The sequence below is a fragment of the Allobosea lupini genome (genome assembly GCF_900109525.1).
Lineage (GTDB): Bacteria > Pseudomonadota > Alphaproteobacteria > Rhizobiales > Beijerinckiaceae > Allobosea > Allobosea lupini.
Window position 1 is genome coordinate 83081 of sequence record NZ_FOAN01000005.1, and the last position, 15637, is coordinate 98717.

Genomic DNA, 15637 nt, shown 5'->3' on the forward strand with positions numbered 1-15637 from the left:
GCCCGCGTTTCGATCAGCGAGTATCGGGCACGTCAGGCTCATCCTGACAACTCCTGACACATTGCTTTCCTATCAGCCTCGTCGCCGCACGAGGAAACGCCGAAAGAGACATCGCCATGCTGACCTTCTATCACGCGCCGCAGTCGCGCTCCTTCTCGATCCTCTGGCTGCTTGAGGAGCTCGGCCAGCCCTATGAGACGGAGATCGTCGACATCCGTGCCGAAGGCGGCCCGCCGGAAAGCTATCGCACCATCCAGCCGCATAAGAAGGTACCGGCAATCGTCCATGACGGCACGACCGTCACCGAGCGCGCCGCGATCTGCCTCTATCTGACCGAGCAGTTTCCCGAAGCCGGGCTGGCTCCGGCGACCGGCGACAAGGACCGTCCGGCCTTCCTGACCTCGCTGATCTATACCGACGCCGTGCTCGACCCGATCATCGCGACCTCAGTCCACAAGTTCAAATACGAGGCACGCGGCTTCTCCTTCGGCTCGCATGCCGACACCGTCGCCAATCTCGCAAAAAAGCTCGGCGAACATCTCTATGCCGCCGGCGAGCGCTTCACCGCCGCCGACACCCAGCTCGGCGCGGGCATCCATTTCGGCATGAACGTCGTCGGCGTGCTGCCGCGCCTGCCGGTCTTCGAGGCCTATATGGGCCGGATGATGGAGCGGCCGGGGCTGCAACGGACACTGCAGAAGGACGGCACGCCCGCCACCGCCCAGGCCGGCTGAACCAGTGCTCAGCGCCGGCCGAAGCGGAACTGCTCCAGCGCCGCGATCTGCTGTGCCACGGGCGAAACCTGCGCCGCCAGCGAAATCCCCTCGAAATGCCGGCGGCCGCGGAAGCGGGCCCGCTCGAAATTCGAGCGACCGTCGAAGGCGGCGTTGCTGAACCAGGCGCCTCTGTCGAAACGAGCCGCGGCGAAATTCGCCATCTGCCCGAACCGCGCATCCTCGAAGCCGGCATTGCCGGCGAACTCGGCCTCGCCGAAATCGGCCGCGCCCGCGAAGCGGCAATCGCCGAAGCCCGCCTCGCCGGCATGGCGCACGCCGCGGAACTGTGTCACGCCGTCGAAACGCGAGCCCCGGAACCAGGCATCGCCGACGAATTCTGCCTCGACGAAGCAGGCCGTGCCCTCGCAGCGCATGTCGCGGAACTCCGCCGTGCCGTGCAGGGTCGCCGCGCCGAAATCGGCATCCCCGGCGAAATGTGCCCGGTCGAAGAAGGCGTCGGCACGGAAGCTGGCATCGCGGAAGCTGGCCGGCCCATGAAAATGCGCCTCCGAGAACCAGGCATCGCCGCAGAAGGCGCTGCCGGAAAAGCGCGCCGCCGCCGGAAAGATGATGCCGGCGACATTGAAATCGCCCTCGAAAATCTCGTCGACCAGCTCGACATCGGCAAAGAGGCGCCAGAGCGCCAGCAATGCGCCGTCGGTACCGATTCGGCTGCGCAGGCGAGTCATCTCACCGGCCCAGCCATTCCAGGCCGCTGCGCCCTCTCCAAGCCGCGCCAGAATCGCCTCGCGCCGGGCAGCCATGAAGGCAGACGCCTCCGGCCCGGCCGCGCCGAAGCGCGCCGCGCGCTGCGCAGCGGCAAAGCCGGCCTGATGCGGCCGCGCCCAGGAATTCAGCTGCAGGAGTTCGGCGCGTGCATCGGGCACGAGCCGGAACAGGCTGGCCATGGTTGGATGACGCCCCGGTTAACGATTCATTAGCCATAGGCGAGCCGCCGATTGGGTTCAATCGCTGCTTTGCGCGCAGCAGGCTCCGACGCCTCTCGTCGATGGACCGTCCGCCCGCGGATTTCTCCGCCAGGGGCAGTACATCGTTAAGGCTACGGGTCGATAAGCCGCTGTAGCGTAAGGCATTCGAAGTATTTTCAGCGTGATCCTGAGCCGTATCTGCCACGCGGAATGCCAGCGCCGATGAATGCCATCCTGCCGACGATCCTGTTCACGGCTGCGGCCGACGCAGTGGCGCCGTCGACATCGAAGCACCATATTGCTGGAAACGATGCAGTGAAGATCGATGGTGGCGAGCTGATTCTCACCATCTTCATCGCCCAGAACTGAGGGACGCCATGAACCTGCTGGCCCGCTTCATCCTCCGCCTCGGCGCCGTGCTCGCCCCGGCCCAGCCGCAGCTGAAGCCGATCCCGGTCCCGGTGCGCCGCCCTCAAGCGCGGCGCTGAGCCGCCCCGCAAGCTTCTCCCCAGAAACCATCAGGCCAGGCCATCGCTCTCGCGATGGGCTTGCTCGCATGCGAACTTGCCGCGACATCGTCTTGGGCCGGTGGCGGGCCGCCCGGCCTTGACAGCAGGCCGCCTGCCCCCAACTCTATGGATATGACGACGAAGTATCGCCTCGTATTCCGGGTCGCCCCGATCGCGGAATCTTAGCCCCGGACTCGGCCCGAGCGCGCCCCGAGTCCAGGGGTGCCGTCGATGCTGTCCGCCGCCATGGCAGCACGATTGTCCAAGGCGTCTCCCCCAAAGAAAACCTTCCAGACCTTGCCGGTCGCGCCCTGGCGCCGCCGTCGCGCGCGTCATCGCAGGACACCAGACCCATGACCCAGCCGAGCCAGAAGACCCATCGCAAGCCGAAGATCATCGTCGGCGAGATCGACCATGAGCGCCTGACCGGCCTTGCGACAACCGCGCTTGATCGCATCCCGGAGGTCGCCGAGGAACTGCTCGCCGAGATGGACCGCGCCAAGGTCGTCGCGCCGGCCAAGCTGCCGGCCGACGTCGTGCGCATGGGCTCCTTCGTCACCTTCGATTCCGACAGCGCCCAGCACCGCCGCGTCCAGCTCGTCTATCCCGGCGAGGCCGATATCGAGCAGGGCCGCATCTCGGTGATGACGCCGATCGGCGCCGCACTGATCGGCCTTGCCGCCGGCCAGTCGATCGCCTGGACCGCTCGCGACGGCAAGAAGCATGTGCTGACGGTGACCGCGGTCGAGCAGCCCGCCATGGCGGCGACCTGAGCAGATGACGGCCGCCCCCGCTCGCTTGAGGTGGGGAGGAAGCTGCCCTCAGCCGGCCGCCATCACCTTCATGGTCCCGCCCTGCGGCTCGGCCCAGCGCAGTTCGCCGAGCCGCAGCATCGCGTTCACATGCGCGAAGACCTCGCTGAAGGCGAAGGAGAGCTGGTGCGGGTCGAGCGGCCGCGTAAACATCACCGGCACCAGCTCTGCGACCGAATGCGGCCCCTTGGCGACTGCGCCCGCGATCAGCCGGCAGCGCTCGGCGTGATGGGCGCCGAGCGCGGCGCAGCGCTCCTGCAATCCATAGAACGGCAGCTGGTGCCCAGGCAGGACCAGCGTCCCGGGCGGGATCGCCTGCGGCAGCGCCCGTAGCGAACGCAGATAGAGGCCGAGCGGATCACCCTCCGCATCCACCGCCCAGACGCTGATGTTGGGCGTGATCTTGGCGAGCACCTGGTCGGCCGCCAGGAAGACGTTCGCCTCCGGGCAATGGAACATCAATTGCTCCGGCGCATGGCCATCACCTGCGAGCACGAAGAAGTCACGCCCGCCGATGCGCAAGACGTCGCCGGCGACGACCCGGGTGAAGGTCGGCGGTAGCGGCGTCACCTGCCGGAGATAGCCATGGCCCAAAGTCGAGACGACCTGCGTCACCTCGGCCGAGAGGCCGTGGCGCTGATAGAACTGCTTGTAGACCGGCGCCTCGGACGCACCCGGGCTGAGCGAGATGTTGAGGCAGCCGAGATAGCCGGTCTGGCTGGTCAGGAGCGGCGTGCCGAAACGCTCGCAGAGCCAGCCGGCGAGGCCGATATGGTCTGGATGGAAATGCGTGACGAAAAGCCGGGTCAGCCGCTTGCCGGCGAGCGCCCCGGCCATCAGCACGAGCCAGGCCTGCTTGGTCGCCTCGTCGCCGATGCCGGTGTCGATCACGGCGAAGCCGTCGCCATCCTCGATCAGGTATATGTTGACGTGGTCGAGCCGGAACGGCAGCGCGATCCTGGCCCAGAAGATGCCGGGCGCAACCTCGATCAGCTGACCGGGCACCGGCGGCTCGGGAAAGGGGAAGGTCAGGCCGTGGGGATCGGGAGCGTGCAATTTGGTCAGCCCTGAACAATGTCTGCAGGGTTCATAGCAGGCGATGATCGCGCCGGACAACGGTTGTTAAGTCTCGCGCGGCAAGATCGCACGATGAGCGATTTCGACACCCTCCGGCGCGACTGGCTCGCCCATCTCGGCCATGAGCGCCGGCTCTCGCCGAAGACGCTCGAGGCCTATGGTCGCGACATCGAGCAGTTCGCCACTTTCCTCACGCATCATCTCGATGCGCCCCCTTCGCTGAAGGCGGTCGCAGCCCTGAAGCCGGCCGATCTGCGCGCCTTCCTCGGCTATCGCCGCCGCGACGGCGTCGGCAACCGCACGCTGATGCGCCAGCTTGCAGCGCTGCGCTCGCTCGCCCGCTTCGGCGAGCGCAGCGGCCGGTTGACCGCTGCCGCCTTCGCCGCGACCCGCGGACCGCGACTCGGCAAGGGCCTGCCGCGCCCGCTCGACGCCAAGGCCGCCGCGGCCGTGACCAGGGCCGACAGCCGCGCCGGCGAGGAGCTGCCCGACTGGGTTCTCGCGCGCGACGCCGCCGTGCTCTCCTTGCTCTATGGCAGCGGCCTGCGCATCTCCGAGGCGCTCGGCCTCAGGCGCTCGCAGGCACCGCTCAGCACCGCCGATGCGCTGACCGTGCTCGGCAAGGGCGGCAAGACCCGGATGGTGCCGGTGCTGCCGGTGGTGGTCGAATCGATCGGCGCTTATCTCGCGCAATGCCCGTGGCGGCTGGCGCCGGAGGGGCCACTCTTCGTCGGCGTGAAAGGCGGGCCGCTCTCGCCGCGGATCATCCAGCTCGCGGTCGAGGGCTTGCGCGGCTCGCTCGGCCTGCCGGGCAGCGCGACGCCGCATGCGCTGCGCCATTCCTTCGCCACCCACCTGCTCGGCCGCGGCGGGGACCTGCGCGCCATCCAGGAGTTGCTCGGCCACGCCTCGCTCTCGACCACGCAGATCTACACCCGCATCGATTCAGTCCGCCTGCTGGCGGCTTATGATTCCGCCCATCCGCGCGCCCGGGGATAACCGCTTACCTTCGGTAAATTCGTCTTGATTCCGTCACGCGCACCGGGCATCAGGCGCGGCCTTTCCGGGGGGAATCACTGATGGCCTCAGTTGCACCAGACGTCACCGAAGACAACCAGCCGACCAGCAAGGTCAACAAGCGCATCGCGCTCCTGATCGGCATTCTCGCGCTCCTGCTCGCCTTCTCGGAGATCGGCGGCAAGAACGCCGAGCAGGACGCGCTCGCCAAGAACATCGAAGCCTCCAATCTCTGGGCCTTCTTCCAGGCCAAGACGATCCGCGGCACGACGCTGCGCACCGCCGCCGACGCGATGGAGGTCGAGCTCGCCGGCGCGACCGACCCGGCCGTGCGCGAGCGCCTGCAGAAGCGTATCGACGGCTGGAAGGCGACGATCGCCCGCTATGAGTCCGAACCCGAGACCAATGAAGGCCGCAAGGAGCTGATCGTCCGCGCAAAGGCGGCCGAAGCCAAACGCGACATCTCCAGCGCCCGCGACGACAAATACGACATCGTCTCGGGCCTGCTGCAGATCGCGATCGTGGTCTCGTCCGCGGCGATCATCACCGGCGTCGCCCTGCTTGCCTGGACCGGCGTCGGCCTCGGCGCGCTCGGGCTCGCGCTGATGATCATCGCCGAGGTCGCGCCGACCGCGCTGTTCTGATCAAGCCGAGGGCGCGGCACTCAGTAGTGGATCGCGCCCTTCGAGCCGCCGCCGCAGGCGATCGCGTCGCCATTGATCGCGACGCTGCGCGGCGAGGCCAGGAAGGCGACGATGTCGGCGACCTCGGCCATGTCGACCAGCCGGCCGATCGTGACATTGGCGGCCATGCGGCGCTCGACCTCTTCGGGCGCCAGCCCTGACGCCGCCACCCGTGCCGCGACCACGCCCGGCGTCTTCTCGGTCCGCGTCGTGCCGGGATGCACCACGGTGACGTTGATGCCCTGCGGGCCGAGCTCGTCGGCGAGGTTCTTGGTCAGCGCCGCCACCGCGACATTGCGGATCGAGCCGATGGTCGAGCCGGTCAGGCGCGCCGCCAGCCCGCTGATGTTGATGATACGGCCCCAGCCACCCGTCGCCATCACCGGCGCCGCCTCGCGGGCCATCCTGAGATAGCCCATCACCTTGACGTTGACGTCGTCGAAGAACAGCGCGTCGGTGATCTCGGCGAGCTTGGGCGGCGTTGCCTGACCGCCGGGCTTGGCCGCGGCATTGACGAGGATGTCGAGCCCGCCCAGCGCCGCAACGGTGCCGGCGACCACCGCCTTCACCGAGGCATCGTCCTGCGTATCGACGGTCAGGCCGACGATGTTGCGGCCGGTCTCCTTCGCCAGCTCGGCCGCGGCGGCATCGAGCTCCGCCTGGTTGCGCGCCGCGATGACGACATCGACGCCTTCCAGCGCCAGCTGCCGCGCAATGGCACGGCCGATCCCCTTGCTGCCGCCCGTGACCAGAGCGCGCTTGCCGTTCAGCATCAGATCCATGGTGAGGTCCTCGAAGGCGGGATGGCGGGGCGCGTAGACTGCATCGGTCCCCGCAGTTTCGGGCGCATCCTGCGTGAGCCGCGCGACCTGGTCCAGCGCCCCTGTCACACCCCCGTTCTGCTTTGCCCGCGAAGGCGCTTGACCAACTCATATCTCTCTGGTTATGAATAAACCCATAGCCAACGGGTTATCGATTGTAATGCCAGACTCCCACGACATGCTGTTCAGGACGCTCGCCGACCCGACGCGGCGCGCCATCTTCGAGCGCCTGTGCCGTGATGGCGAGCTGACCGTCGGGGCCCTGACCGCGCAGGCCGGGGTGTCGCAGCCGGCCGTCTCCAAGCATCTCGGCGTGCTCAAGCAGGCCGGGCTTGTGCGTGACCGGCAGGCCGGCCGCCAGACCCATTACAGCGCCCAGCTCGGCGCGCTCAGCCCGCTGATCGACTGGACCAGCCAGATGGCCGGGTTCTGGGAGGCGCGGTTCGACGACCTCGAAGATCTGCTCGCAAGGATGGACCAATGACCACCGCCACACTGACCCGCTCCGTCACCGTCGAGCGCGAGATCGCCCATCCGCCGGAAAAGCTCTGGCGCGCCCTGACGCAGCCGCACCTGATTGCGGAGTGGCTTATGAAGAACGATTTCGCGCCGGTCGTCGGCCATTGCTTCAACCTGCGCGGCGAGTGGGGCGGCGTGCTCGATTGCGAGGTCCTCGACATCGAGCCGAACCGGATGCTGTCCTACACTTGGGATTTCGCCCATGACGATCCGGCCTTCAACCTGAAGAGCACGGTGACCTTCACCCTGACACCGACGCCCAAAGGCACATTGCTGCGCATGGAGCAGGCCGGCTTCCGGCCGGAGCAGAAGCAGGCCTTCGGCGGCGCCAGGGCCGGCTGGCAGGAGTTCCTCGGCAAGCTGGAAGAGCTGCTGGCGCGCGAAGCCTGAACGCTCGCCCTGGCTCTCATCTCAAGAAGGAGGTTCCGTTGACCTGGAACAACGTCATCCGGCAGGGCCATCGTTGGCTCGCCCTCATCTTCACCGCGACGGTGATCGCCAATTTCGTCGCCATGGCGCTGGGGCAGCCGCCGGCCTGGATCGTCTATTCCCCGCTGCCGCCGCTGTTCCTGCTGATGTTCTCCGGCCTCACCATGTTCGCCCTGCCCTATGCCGCCAGCTGGCGCCAAGGGCGACGGGCGCAAGGCTAGGAGCCGAGCCGTGGCTGGCAAGACCACGAAAGCGGCGCCGAAGCCGGAAGCCGAAGCCTCGGCCTCGGAGCAGATCGACGCCCGGATCGCGGAACTGACCGACTGGCGCGGCGCGACGCTCGCGAGGGTCCGCGCCGTCATCCGGGAGGCCGATCCCGAGGTCGAGGAAACCTGGAAATGGCGCGGCGTCCCGGTCTGGGAGCATGCCGGCATCATCTGCACCGGCGAGACCTACAAGGCCGTGGTGAAATTGACCTTCGCCAAGGGCGCCTCGCTGCCCGATCCCGCGAGCTTGTTCAATTCCAGCCTCGACGGCAGCACCAGGCGCGCCATCGACATCCATGAAAGCGATGCGATCGACGAGGCGGCGCTGACGGCACTCATCCAGGCTGCCGTTGCACTGAACACGGCCGGGAAGAAGCCGAAGACGGCGTGATCAACCTGCGTGCTGGGGAGCGCGCGGCCAGTCCGGTCCCTGCCCCCGCAGCCTCTCCCAGGCCCGCGCCATCTGCAGCACGCCGACATCGTCGAAGCGCTTGCCGGTGATCTGCAGGCCGATCGGCAGGCCCGACGCCGTCATGCCGGCATGGACCGAGATCGCCGGCTGGTCCGACATGTTGGCCGCCACCGTGAAGACGATGTGCTCGAAGGGCCGCTCGGGATCGTGGATCGGCGAGGCCAGTTCGGCGGAAAAGCTCGGCACCGGCGAGACCGGCGAGAGCACATAGTCGAATGGCGCGATCGCCTTCAGCGCCGCATGGCGGATCGCCAGCATCTGGCTCATGCCGCGATGCACCTGCGCGCCGGTGAGAGAGCGTCCGCGCTCGGCCCAGGCGTAGATATAGGGCAGCACCTTGTCCTGCCGCTCCGGCGGCAACGAGCCGATTTCGGCCCAGGCGCGCTGGCGCCAGAAATCGTCGAGCCCGTCGAGCATGTCCTGCGTCAGGAAGGGCGGAGCCAGTTCGACGATTGCACCGACCCGCCGGAAGGCATCGGCCACCTTGGCGATCGCCGCCCGCACCTCCGGCTCGACCGGCAGGCCGATGCCCGCTTCGAGCTGGAGCCCAACCTTCAGCCCGCGCGGCTCGCGCTCCAGATCGGTCCAGGCGATCTCCTGCGGCGGCAGGCTCATCGGATCGCGCTCGTCAGGCTTGGAGAGTTCGCGCATCATCAGCGCCGCATCGGCGACCGTGCGCGTCATCGGCCCGGCGACGCGGCCGTAATAGGTCGGGTCGATCGGCACGCGGCCGAAGCTTGGCTTGAGGCCGACCAGCCCGCACCAGCCGGCCGGCAGGCGGATCGAGCCGCCGATATCGGTGCCGACATGGAAAGGACCGTAGCCGGCTGCGCCGGCGGCCGCCGCACCGGCCGAAGAACCGCCCGGGTTCTTCGAGAGGTCGAACGGGTTGCGCGCCAATTCGTGGAAGCTCGACAGGCCGGAGGAGAGCATGCCGTAATCCGGCATCGTCGTCTTGGCGAAGATGACGCAGCCGGCCTCGCGCAGGCGCTGCGCCGGCGGCGCGTCCGCAGCAGCGGGGGCGAGCTCCATCGCCGCCGTCCCGAGCGGCACTGCCGTGCCCTTCGTCGCGATGTTCTCCTTGATCGTGCAGGGCACGCCGTCGAGCGCCAGCGCCTCGCCGCGGCGCCAGCGGCCCTCGCTTTCCTTCGCAGCGATACGTGCGCCCTCGGGATCATAGGCGTAGAGCGCCTTCAGCGCCGGCTCCCAGATCTCGACGCGCTGGATCACCGCCTCCGTGACCTCGACCGGCGAGAGCTCGCGCGAACGGAAGGCCCGGAGCATGTCGACGGCGCTGAGATCGGCGAACTCGATCATGACTTGAACTCCGCAAGCATAGTCATATCAGTCCCGGGAACGGCGCATGCGCGGATCGACCGCGTCGCGCAACCCATCGCCCAGCAAATTGAAGGCCAGCACCGAAAGCGCGATCGCCGCGCCGGGGAAGATCGCGAGCCAGGGCTGCGCCGCCATGAAGGTCTGCGCCTCGTTGAGCATCCGGCCCCAGGAGGGAGCCGGCGGCTGCGTGCCGAGACCGAGATAGGACAGGCCGGCTTCGGCGAGGATGGCGAGCGCGAACTGGATCGTCGCCTGCACCACAAGCACGCCGGCGATATTGGGCAGGACGTGCTGGCGCGTGATCGCCATCTCGGTCAGCCCGGCCGCGCGCGCCGCCAGCACATAGTCGAGCGCCCAGCATTGCAGCGCCGCCCCGCGCGCCAACCTGGCGAAATAGGGCAAGCTGAACAGCGCGATCGCGATCACCGCGTTCATCATGCCGGGACCCCAGACCGCGCTGATCATGATCGCCGAGAGCACGGCCGGAAAGGCGTGGCTGAAATCGGCCATGCGCATGATCAGGTTGTCGAGCCAGCCGTCGCGCCGGATCGCGGCGACCAGCCCGAGCGCGCTGCCGACCGTCAAGCCGAGCCCGACCGCGCCCAGCCCCACCGCCAGCGACTTGCGAGCGCCGACCATGATCATCGAGAACACGTCGCGGCCGAACTGGTCGGTGCCGAACCAGTGCTCGGCCGAGGGCGGCCGCAGGCGCTTCAGGATCGCCATCTGGGTCGGCTCATAGGGCGTCCAGAGATGGGAGATCAGCGCCATCGCGACGACGAGCCCGCCAAGCAGCAGGCCGGTCAGGAAGGACGGCGAAGCCCACCAGCGCCGCGGGCGCGAACGTGGCGCGACGGCGCTCATGACGCCTGCCGCAGGCGCGGATCGATCAGCCCGTAGAGCAGCTCGATCGCGAAGTTGATGAAGACGACCAGGCCTGAGAACAGCATCACCAGGTCCTTGACCACGATCAGGTCGTGCTGCGCGATCGACTGGAAGACGAGCCGGCCTAGCCCCGGCAACGCGAAGACGTTCTCGATGATGATCGCGCCGGCCAGCAGCACCGAGAACTGCAGGCCCAGCACGGTGACGACCGGGATCAGCGCATTGCGCAGCACATGCCGCAGCATGGTGCGCCGCCGGCTGACGCCCTTGGCGCGGGCGGTGCGGACATAATCCTCCTGCATCGTCTCCAGCATGGCCGAGCGGGTGACGCGGGCGAGGATCGCCGCCTGCGGCAAAGCAAGCGCGACAGCCGGCAGCAGCAGCGATTTCAGCGCCGGTACGAGCCCGGCCTGCCAGCCCGGAAAGCCGCCGGCCGGCAGCCAGCCGGCGCCGACGGCGAAGACCAGCACGAGCAGGAGGCCGAACCAGAAATTCGGGATGGCGAGCCCGGCCTGCGCGAAAACCATCACCGCCGCATCGCCGGCGCGGTTGTGATTGGCCGCGGCGAGCACGCCTAGCGGGATGCCGATGGCGGAAGCGAGCAGGATCGCCATTGAGGCGAGCGGCAGCGTCACCACCATGCGCTCGCCGATCAACTGGGTGACGGGCACGCGGTAGGTGTAGCTGAGACCGAGATCGCCGGTGACAAGCCCGCCGATCCAGGAGAAGAACCGCAGCAGCGCCGGCTGATCGAGCCCCATCTCCGCCCGCAATGCCGCAAGCGCCTCCGGCGCCGCATTGAGTCCGAGCGTCACCGCTGCCGGATCGCCCGGCAGGATCTCCAGCACGAGGAAGATGACGATCGCCGCGCCGAGCAGCGTCAAGGCGAAGGCGAGGAGGCGACGGAGCAGGTAGGCGGTCACCCGCGACTCCTCCTGCTTACTGAAATACAACCCGCGCTGTCATCCCGGACGCAGCGCAGCGCAGATCCGGGATCTATTCCGGAACCTATCCGATAGAGGTTCCGGAATGGGTCCCGGGTCTCCCTCCGGTCGCCCGGGACGACCGGGAACATGCAGAGATACGTGCCCACGCTACCGCCAGCGCACCTCCGCCAGCGGCGTCAGCGGCAGCGGCCAGTCGGTCCACATGCCCTCCAGATCGGCCTTTGTGACGGTGATCTTTGGCAGGATGAAGAGGAAGCCGTTGACGGCATCGCGCGCCAGCATGCGCTGGGCGTCGCCATAGAGCTTGTTGCGCTGCGCCTCGTCGACGGTGCGGTCGATCGTTTCGATCAGCGCCTTGAACTCGGGATTCCTGTACTGGAAGTAGTAGTCGTCGCGGGCGTAGTTGGCGATGTCGAGCGGCTCGGTATGCGAGATGATCGTCAGGTCGAAATCCCTGTTCTTGAATACCCGCTCCAGCCATTGCGGGAATTCGAGCGGCTCGATCTTCGCGGTGATCCCGATCTGCGCCAGCAGCGCAGCAATGATCTCGCCGCCGCGCCTGGCATAGGCCGGCGGCGGCAAACGCAGCGTGCATTCGAAGCCCCTCGGGAAGCCGGCCGCCGCGAGCAGGGCCTTCGCCTTGGCGAGATCGACCGGGTAGGTGCCGGTCAGGTCGACATAGGCCGGATGCAGCGGCGAGAAATGGCTGCCGATATAATCGAGATCGAAGCCGTAGATGCCGAGCGCGATCGTCTTGCGGTCGAGCACATGCGAGATCGCCTGGCGCACCCGGATATCGCTGAAAGGGGCCTTCGCGTTGTTGATCGCGAGGATGGTCTCGCCCTCGGTCTTGCCCAGCGTGACCTTGAGCTTCGGATCGGCTTTGAGCTGCGGAATCGCCTCCGGCGCCGAGAGATTGGTGAAGACGTCGATGTCTCCCGCACGTAGCGCCGCGACCTGCGCCTGTGGATCGGAGATGAAGCGGAAGACCGCCTTGGCGAGCGAAGGCTTGGCGCCCCAGTACTCGTCGTTGCGCGCCAGTTCGAGCCGGTCGCCGCGGTTCCAGCGCGCGAACTTGAACGGGCCGGTGCCGACCGGATTGGTCTTGTTGTTCGCTGCCGTTGTCGGCGAGACGATGATCGCATCGCCCCATGAGAGCCCATAGACGAAGTTCGCCGTCGGTTGCTTCACCTTGATGATGACGGTGATCGGATCGGGCGCCTCGATGCTCTCGATCGGCGTGAAGATCCAGCGCTGCGCATTGGTCGAGTCGGGCGCGACGGCGCGCTCAAACGAGAACTTCACGTCGCGCGAAGACAGCGGCGTGCTGTCGTGGAAGCGGGCGTTCGGCCTGAGTTTGAAGGTGTAGGTGAGATTGTCGGGCGCGAGCGTCCAGCTCTGCGCCAGCGCCGGAACCAGCTTGCCGGTGCGGTCCATCGCCACCAGCCCCTCGAAGATGTTCTGCAGCACGACCTCGCGGATCGCTTGGGCCGCGCCCGAGGTCGGATCGAGCGTCGGAGGCTCAAGCGTCATGCCGATGGTGACGCTGTCTCTGGCCTGCGCGAGCGCCGCGAACGGAAGCTGGGTTGCGAGCGCGGCGAGACCCGCTCCCGCCAGAAGATCGCGCCGCGTCGTCATCGTCCGCCTCCATCGTCGTTGCGGCGCAGGATGGCGCGGGAGGTGGGAGCGAGGCAAGAGCACTGAAGGGCGCGTCATGCGCGGGCTCGCCCCGAGCATCTCAGGCAGAATGAGGCTCCGGCAGGAGCCATCTGGTCACGAGATTCTCGGGTCTGCGCTGAGCTTCGCCCGAGAATGACGGGCTCGATCAAACGAAATAATCCGGATAGCTCGCCTTGAGGTGCACCAGATCGGGCAGCAGCGTCCCCAAATGCTGGCGCATCGCGACGACCGCGGCGGAGGCGTCGTGCCGTCTGATCTCGTCGACGATGGCGAGGTGCTCGCGGATCACCATCGCCATCCGGCCCGGCACCGGCAGCGTCATCCGCCGGCAGCGATCGATCTGGCTCTTGGCGGCCTGGGCGAGCTTCCAGACGCCGGGATAGCCGGCGATATCGGCGAGCGCCTCGTGGAAATCCTCGTCGGCGAGGTGGAAGCGCTCCTGATCATCGGCCTCATACGATTCGTGCAGCACTGCGATCGTCGCATCGAGCCGGGCGATGTCCTCGGCGGTGGCCGTCCGCGCCAGCACCTCGACCGTGGCGCATTCCAGCGCCTGGCGGATGAACACCGCCTCGGGGATCGCCCCCGCCGGAATGCGGGCGACGAAGGTGCCGGCCTGCGGGAAGATCTCGACCAGCCCCTCCTCCTTCAGCCTAATCAGCGCCTCGCGTACCGGCGTGCGGCTCATACCGAAGCGGGCGGTCAGGTCCTTCTCGGACAGCGGCACACCGGGCCGGAGCACCATGTCGAGGATCTCGCGGCGAAGCTCGTCCTGCACGACGGAGGCGGCCGTGGCGCGGCCCGCCGACGCTCCGGCCACACGCTGCGGCTTGCGCTCGCGGCGCGAGCCTCCAGTCTCGCCTATCCCTAACGCCTCCGACATCGTCCTATCCTGGCCATGATCACTGCCTTATTGGACCACGATGCGCGCTCCGCGGCCAATCAGGGCGTAACACGGCCGAGCGGTGCATACTAGTATATTAGTATATTGACGTCTCACCAGTGCTGGCCCTATGGTCCGGCCCGACAGAGGAAACGCCAGCAATGCTGCTGCACGACGATCGTCTTTTGCCTGCCGAGCCGGTGACGCGCGGCATTGCGCGCCGCCTCTATGCCGGCGTCCGCGACCTGCCGATCATCTCGCCGCATGGCCACACCGACCCGCGCTGGTTCGCCGAGGACAAGCCGTTCCCCGATCCGGCGACGCTGTTCGTCAAGCCGGACCACTACATTTTCCGCATGCTCTATTCGCAGGGCATCAAGCTCGAACAGCTCGGCATCGCCCGCAAGGATGGCGGCGAGATCGAGGGCGACCCGCGCCAGATCTGGCGGCTCTTCGCCAGCAACTGGCACCTGTTCCGGGGCACGCCGACGCGGCTCTGGTTCGAGCACGCCGCCTTCTCGATCTTCGGCATCACCGAACGCCTCTCGGCCGAGAGCGCCGACCGCATCTATGACCGCATCGCCGAGCAGCTGGAGCAGGACGCGATGCGCCCGCGCGCTCTGTTCGAGCGCTTCAAGATCGAGGCGATCGCCACGACCGAAGGCGCGCTCGACCCGCTGAAATGGCATGACATGATCAGGGAATCCGGCTGGGGCGGCAAGGTCGTCACCGCCTACCGTCCCGACAGCGTCGTCGACCCCGAATTCGAGGGTTTCAGGGACAATCTCGACCAGTTCGGCGAACTGACCGGCGAGGATGTCGGGAGCTGGACCGGCTATCTCGAAGCCCATCGCAAGCGCCGCGGCTATTTCATCGAGCGCGGGGCGACCTCTTCCGATCACGGCCACGCCACGGCCCGCACCGCCAACCTTTCGCCGGCCGAGTGCGAGAAGCTCTTCGCCAAGATCCTGAAGGGCAAGTTCTCGGCCGAGGACGCCGACGTCTTCCGCGGCCAGATGCTCACCGAGATGGCGAAGATGAGCCTCGATGACGGGCTCGTCCTGCAGATCCACCCCGGCTCCTATCGCAACCACAACCCGCATCTGTTCGAGCAGTTCGGCCGCGACATGGGCTCCGACATCCCGCGCGGCATGGACTATGTCTCGGCACTGAAGCCGCTGCTCGACGCAGTCGGCAATGAGCGTGGCCTCACCGTCATCGCCTTCACCCTCGACGAGACCAGCTATTCGCGCGAGCTCGCCCCGCTCGCCGGCCATTACCCGGCGCTGAAGCTCGGACCGGGCTGGTGGTTCCTCGACGCGCCCGAGGCGATGCTGCGCTTCCGCGAGCTCACCACCGAGACCGCCGGCTTCTACAACACGGTCGGCTTCAACGACGACACGCGCGCCTATCTCTCGATCCCCGCGCGCCACGACGTCGCCCGCCGGATGGACTGCCACTACCTCGCCAAGCTCGTCGCCGAGCACCGCCTCGACGAGGACGAGGCTGCCGAAGTCGCCCACGATCTCGCCTACCGCCTGGCCAAGGAGGCCTACCGGCTGTGAGGCAGAGACCTCCCCATACTTGGTCGTCC

The 15637-nt window shown here is 67.5% G+C and carries 18 protein-coding genes; 10 read left to right on the forward strand and 8 right to left on the reverse strand.

Annotation, left to right across the window (positions count from 1 at the left end):
* Nucleotides 1-116: 116 nt before the first annotated feature.
* Complete coding sequence (locus tag BMZ21_RS15770; RefSeq protein ID WP_091836245.1) at nucleotides 117-734, forward strand: glutathione S-transferase family protein; 618 nt, start codon at nucleotides 117-119, stop codon at nucleotides 732-734.
* A gap of 8 nt (nucleotides 735-742) precedes the next feature.
* Here BMZ21_RS15770 and BMZ21_RS15775 read toward each other — a convergent pair whose 3' ends face one another.
* Nucleotides 743-1684, reverse strand: a complete 942-nt coding sequence (locus BMZ21_RS15775; RefSeq protein WP_091836247.1) for a pentapeptide repeat-containing protein — start codon at nucleotides 1682-1684, stop codon at nucleotides 743-745.
* 243 nt (nucleotides 1685-1927) lie between these two features.
* On the opposite strand from BMZ21_RS15775, the gene BMZ21_RS30385 reads away from it, so the two are divergent.
* Nucleotides 1928-2074, forward strand: a complete 147-nt coding sequence (locus tag BMZ21_RS30385) for a hypothetical protein (RefSeq protein WP_158673272.1) — start codon at nucleotides 1928-1930, stop codon at nucleotides 2072-2074.
* A 493-nt stretch (nucleotides 2075-2567) separates the two neighbouring features.
* Complete coding sequence (gene rnk, locus BMZ21_RS15780) at nucleotides 2568-2987, forward strand: nucleoside diphosphate kinase regulator (RefSeq protein WP_091836249.1); 420 nt, start codon at nucleotides 2568-2570, stop codon at nucleotides 2985-2987.
* A 48-nt stretch (nucleotides 2988-3035) separates the two neighbouring features.
* Here rnk and BMZ21_RS15785 read toward each other — a convergent pair whose 3' ends face one another.
* Complete coding sequence (locus BMZ21_RS15785; protein ID WP_208862295.1) at nucleotides 3036-4082, reverse strand: MBL fold metallo-hydrolase; 1047 nt, start codon at nucleotides 4080-4082, stop codon at nucleotides 3036-3038.
* 93 nt (nucleotides 4083-4175) lie between these two features.
* Here BMZ21_RS15785 and BMZ21_RS15790 point away from each other — a divergent pair, with 93 nt between their 5' ends.
* Together BMZ21_RS15790 and BMZ21_RS15795 are read left to right on the forward strand one after the other, a co-directional pair.
* On the forward strand, nucleotides 4176-5102 hold the full coding sequence (locus BMZ21_RS15790; RefSeq protein WP_091836251.1) for a tyrosine recombinase XerC: 927 nt from the start codon (nucleotides 4176-4178) through the stop codon (nucleotides 5100-5102).
* 80 nt (nucleotides 5103-5182) lie between these two features.
* Nucleotides 5183-5764 (forward strand): DUF4337 domain-containing protein, encoded by a 582-nt coding sequence (locus tag BMZ21_RS15795; protein ID WP_091836253.1) that lies wholly within the window; start codon nucleotides 5183-5185, stop codon nucleotides 5762-5764.
* 20 nt (nucleotides 5765-5784) lie between these two features.
* Here BMZ21_RS15795 and BMZ21_RS15800 read toward each other — a convergent pair whose 3' ends face one another.
* Nucleotides 5785-6693, reverse strand: coding sequence for an SDR family NAD(P)-dependent oxidoreductase (locus BMZ21_RS15800; RefSeq protein WP_244543868.1), 909 nt, complete (start codon nucleotides 6691-6693; stop codon nucleotides 5785-5787).
* A 91-nt stretch (nucleotides 6694-6784) separates the two neighbouring features.
* On the opposite strand from BMZ21_RS15800, the gene BMZ21_RS15805 reads away from it, so the two are divergent.
* From BMZ21_RS15805 to BMZ21_RS15820, 4 genes are read left to right on the forward strand one after another with little or no spacing between them, the layout of a single operon-like run.
* On the forward strand, nucleotides 6785-7108 hold the full coding sequence (locus tag BMZ21_RS15805; RefSeq protein WP_091836255.1) for an ArsR/SmtB family transcription factor: 324 nt from the start codon (nucleotides 6785-6787) through the stop codon (nucleotides 7106-7108).
* Entirely contained in the window at nucleotides 7105-7533 is a 429-nt protein-coding gene (locus BMZ21_RS15810; RefSeq protein WP_091836257.1) for an SRPBCC family protein, read from the forward strand. The genes BMZ21_RS15805 and BMZ21_RS15810 overlap by 4 nt, the downstream gene beginning before the upstream one ends.
* A gap of 38 nt (nucleotides 7534-7571) precedes the next feature.
* Nucleotides 7572-7793 carry a hypothetical protein gene (locus tag BMZ21_RS15815; protein WP_167561650.1) on the forward strand — a complete coding sequence of 74 codons (222 nt, stop codon included), beginning with the start codon at nucleotides 7572-7574 and terminating at the stop codon, nucleotides 7791-7793.
* 10 nt (nucleotides 7794-7803) lie between these two features.
* The gene (locus BMZ21_RS15820) at nucleotides 7804-8229 is read left to right on the forward strand and encodes a DUF1801 domain-containing protein (RefSeq protein WP_244543869.1); all 426 of its coding nucleotides are present in this window, start codon (nucleotides 7804-7806) and stop codon (nucleotides 8227-8229) included.
* On the opposite strand, the gene BMZ21_RS15825 is transcribed toward BMZ21_RS15820, so the two are convergent.
* From BMZ21_RS15825 to BMZ21_RS15845, 5 genes are all read right to left on the reverse strand, one after another.
* Nucleotides 8230-9627 (reverse strand): amidase, encoded by a 1398-nt coding sequence (locus BMZ21_RS15825; protein ID WP_091836262.1) that lies wholly within the window; start codon nucleotides 9625-9627, stop codon nucleotides 8230-8232.
* 27 nt (nucleotides 9628-9654) lie between these two features.
* Complete coding sequence (locus BMZ21_RS15830) at nucleotides 9655-10512, reverse strand: ABC transporter permease (RefSeq protein WP_091836264.1); 858 nt, start codon at nucleotides 10510-10512, stop codon at nucleotides 9655-9657.
* Complete coding sequence (locus tag BMZ21_RS15835; protein ID WP_091836266.1) at nucleotides 10509-11456, reverse strand: ABC transporter permease; 948 nt, start codon at nucleotides 11454-11456, stop codon at nucleotides 10509-10511. The genes BMZ21_RS15830 and BMZ21_RS15835 overlap by 4 nt, the downstream gene beginning before the upstream one ends.
* A 171-nt stretch (nucleotides 11457-11627) precedes the next feature.
* Complete coding sequence (locus tag BMZ21_RS15840) at nucleotides 11628-13118, reverse strand: ABC transporter substrate-binding protein (RefSeq protein WP_091836268.1); 1491 nt, start codon at nucleotides 13116-13118, stop codon at nucleotides 11628-11630.
* A 187-nt stretch (nucleotides 13119-13305) separates the two neighbouring features.
* Nucleotides 13306-14043 (reverse strand): GntR family transcriptional regulator, encoded by a 738-nt coding sequence (locus BMZ21_RS15845; protein WP_091836270.1) that lies wholly within the window; start codon nucleotides 14041-14043, stop codon nucleotides 13306-13308.
* Nucleotides 14044-14204: 161 nt separating this feature from the next.
* Between BMZ21_RS15845 and uxaC the strand changes: the two genes are divergently transcribed.
* Nucleotides 14205-15608, forward strand: coding sequence for a glucuronate isomerase (uxaC, locus tag BMZ21_RS15850; protein ID WP_091836272.1), 1404 nt, complete (start codon nucleotides 14205-14207; stop codon nucleotides 15606-15608).
* The last annotated feature ends 29 nt before the right edge of the window (nucleotides 15609-15637 follow it).

Coding starts and splice junctions, on each gene's coding strand:
- BMZ21_RS15770 (WP_091836245.1), top strand. CDS start 117: ATGCTGACCTTCTATCACGCGCCGCAGTCGCGCTCCTTCTCGATCCTC.
- BMZ21_RS15775 (WP_091836247.1), bottom strand. CDS start 1,684: ATGGCCAGCCTGTTCCGGCTCGTGCCCGATGCACGCGCCGAACTCCTG.
- BMZ21_RS30385 (WP_158673272.1), top strand. CDS start 1,928: ATGAATGCCATCCTGCCGACGATCCTGTTCACGGCTGCGGCCGACGCA.
- rnk (WP_091836249.1), top strand. CDS start 2,568: ATGACCCAGCCGAGCCAGAAGACCCATCGCAAGCCGAAGATCATCGTC.
- BMZ21_RS15790 (WP_091836251.1), top strand. CDS start 4,176: ATGAGCGATTTCGACACCCTCCGGCGCGACTGGCTCGCCCATCTCGGC.
- BMZ21_RS15795 (WP_091836253.1), top strand. CDS start 5,183: ATGGCCTCAGTTGCACCAGACGTCACCGAAGACAACCAGCCGACCAGC.
- BMZ21_RS15805 (WP_091836255.1), top strand. CDS start 6,785: ATGCCAGACTCCCACGACATGCTGTTCAGGACGCTCGCCGACCCGACG.
- BMZ21_RS15810 (WP_091836257.1), top strand. CDS start 7,105: ATGACCACCGCCACACTGACCCGCTCCGTCACCGTCGAGCGCGAGATC.
- BMZ21_RS15825 (WP_091836262.1), bottom strand. CDS start 9,627: ATGATCGAGTTCGCCGATCTCAGCGCCGTCGACATGCTCCGGGCCTTC.
- BMZ21_RS15830 (WP_091836264.1), bottom strand. CDS start 10,512: ATGAGCGCCGTCGCGCCACGTTCGCGCCCGCGGCGCTGGTGGGCTTCG.
- BMZ21_RS15840 (WP_091836268.1), bottom strand. CDS start 13,118: ATGACGACGCGGCGCGATCTTCTGGCGGGAGCGGGTCTCGCCGCGCTC.
- BMZ21_RS15845 (WP_091836270.1), bottom strand. CDS start 14,043: ATGTCGGAGGCGTTAGGGATAGGCGAGACTGGAGGCTCGCGCCGCGAG.
- uxaC (WP_091836272.1), top strand. CDS start 14,205: ATGCTGCTGCACGACGATCGTCTTTTGCCTGCCGAGCCGGTGACGCGC.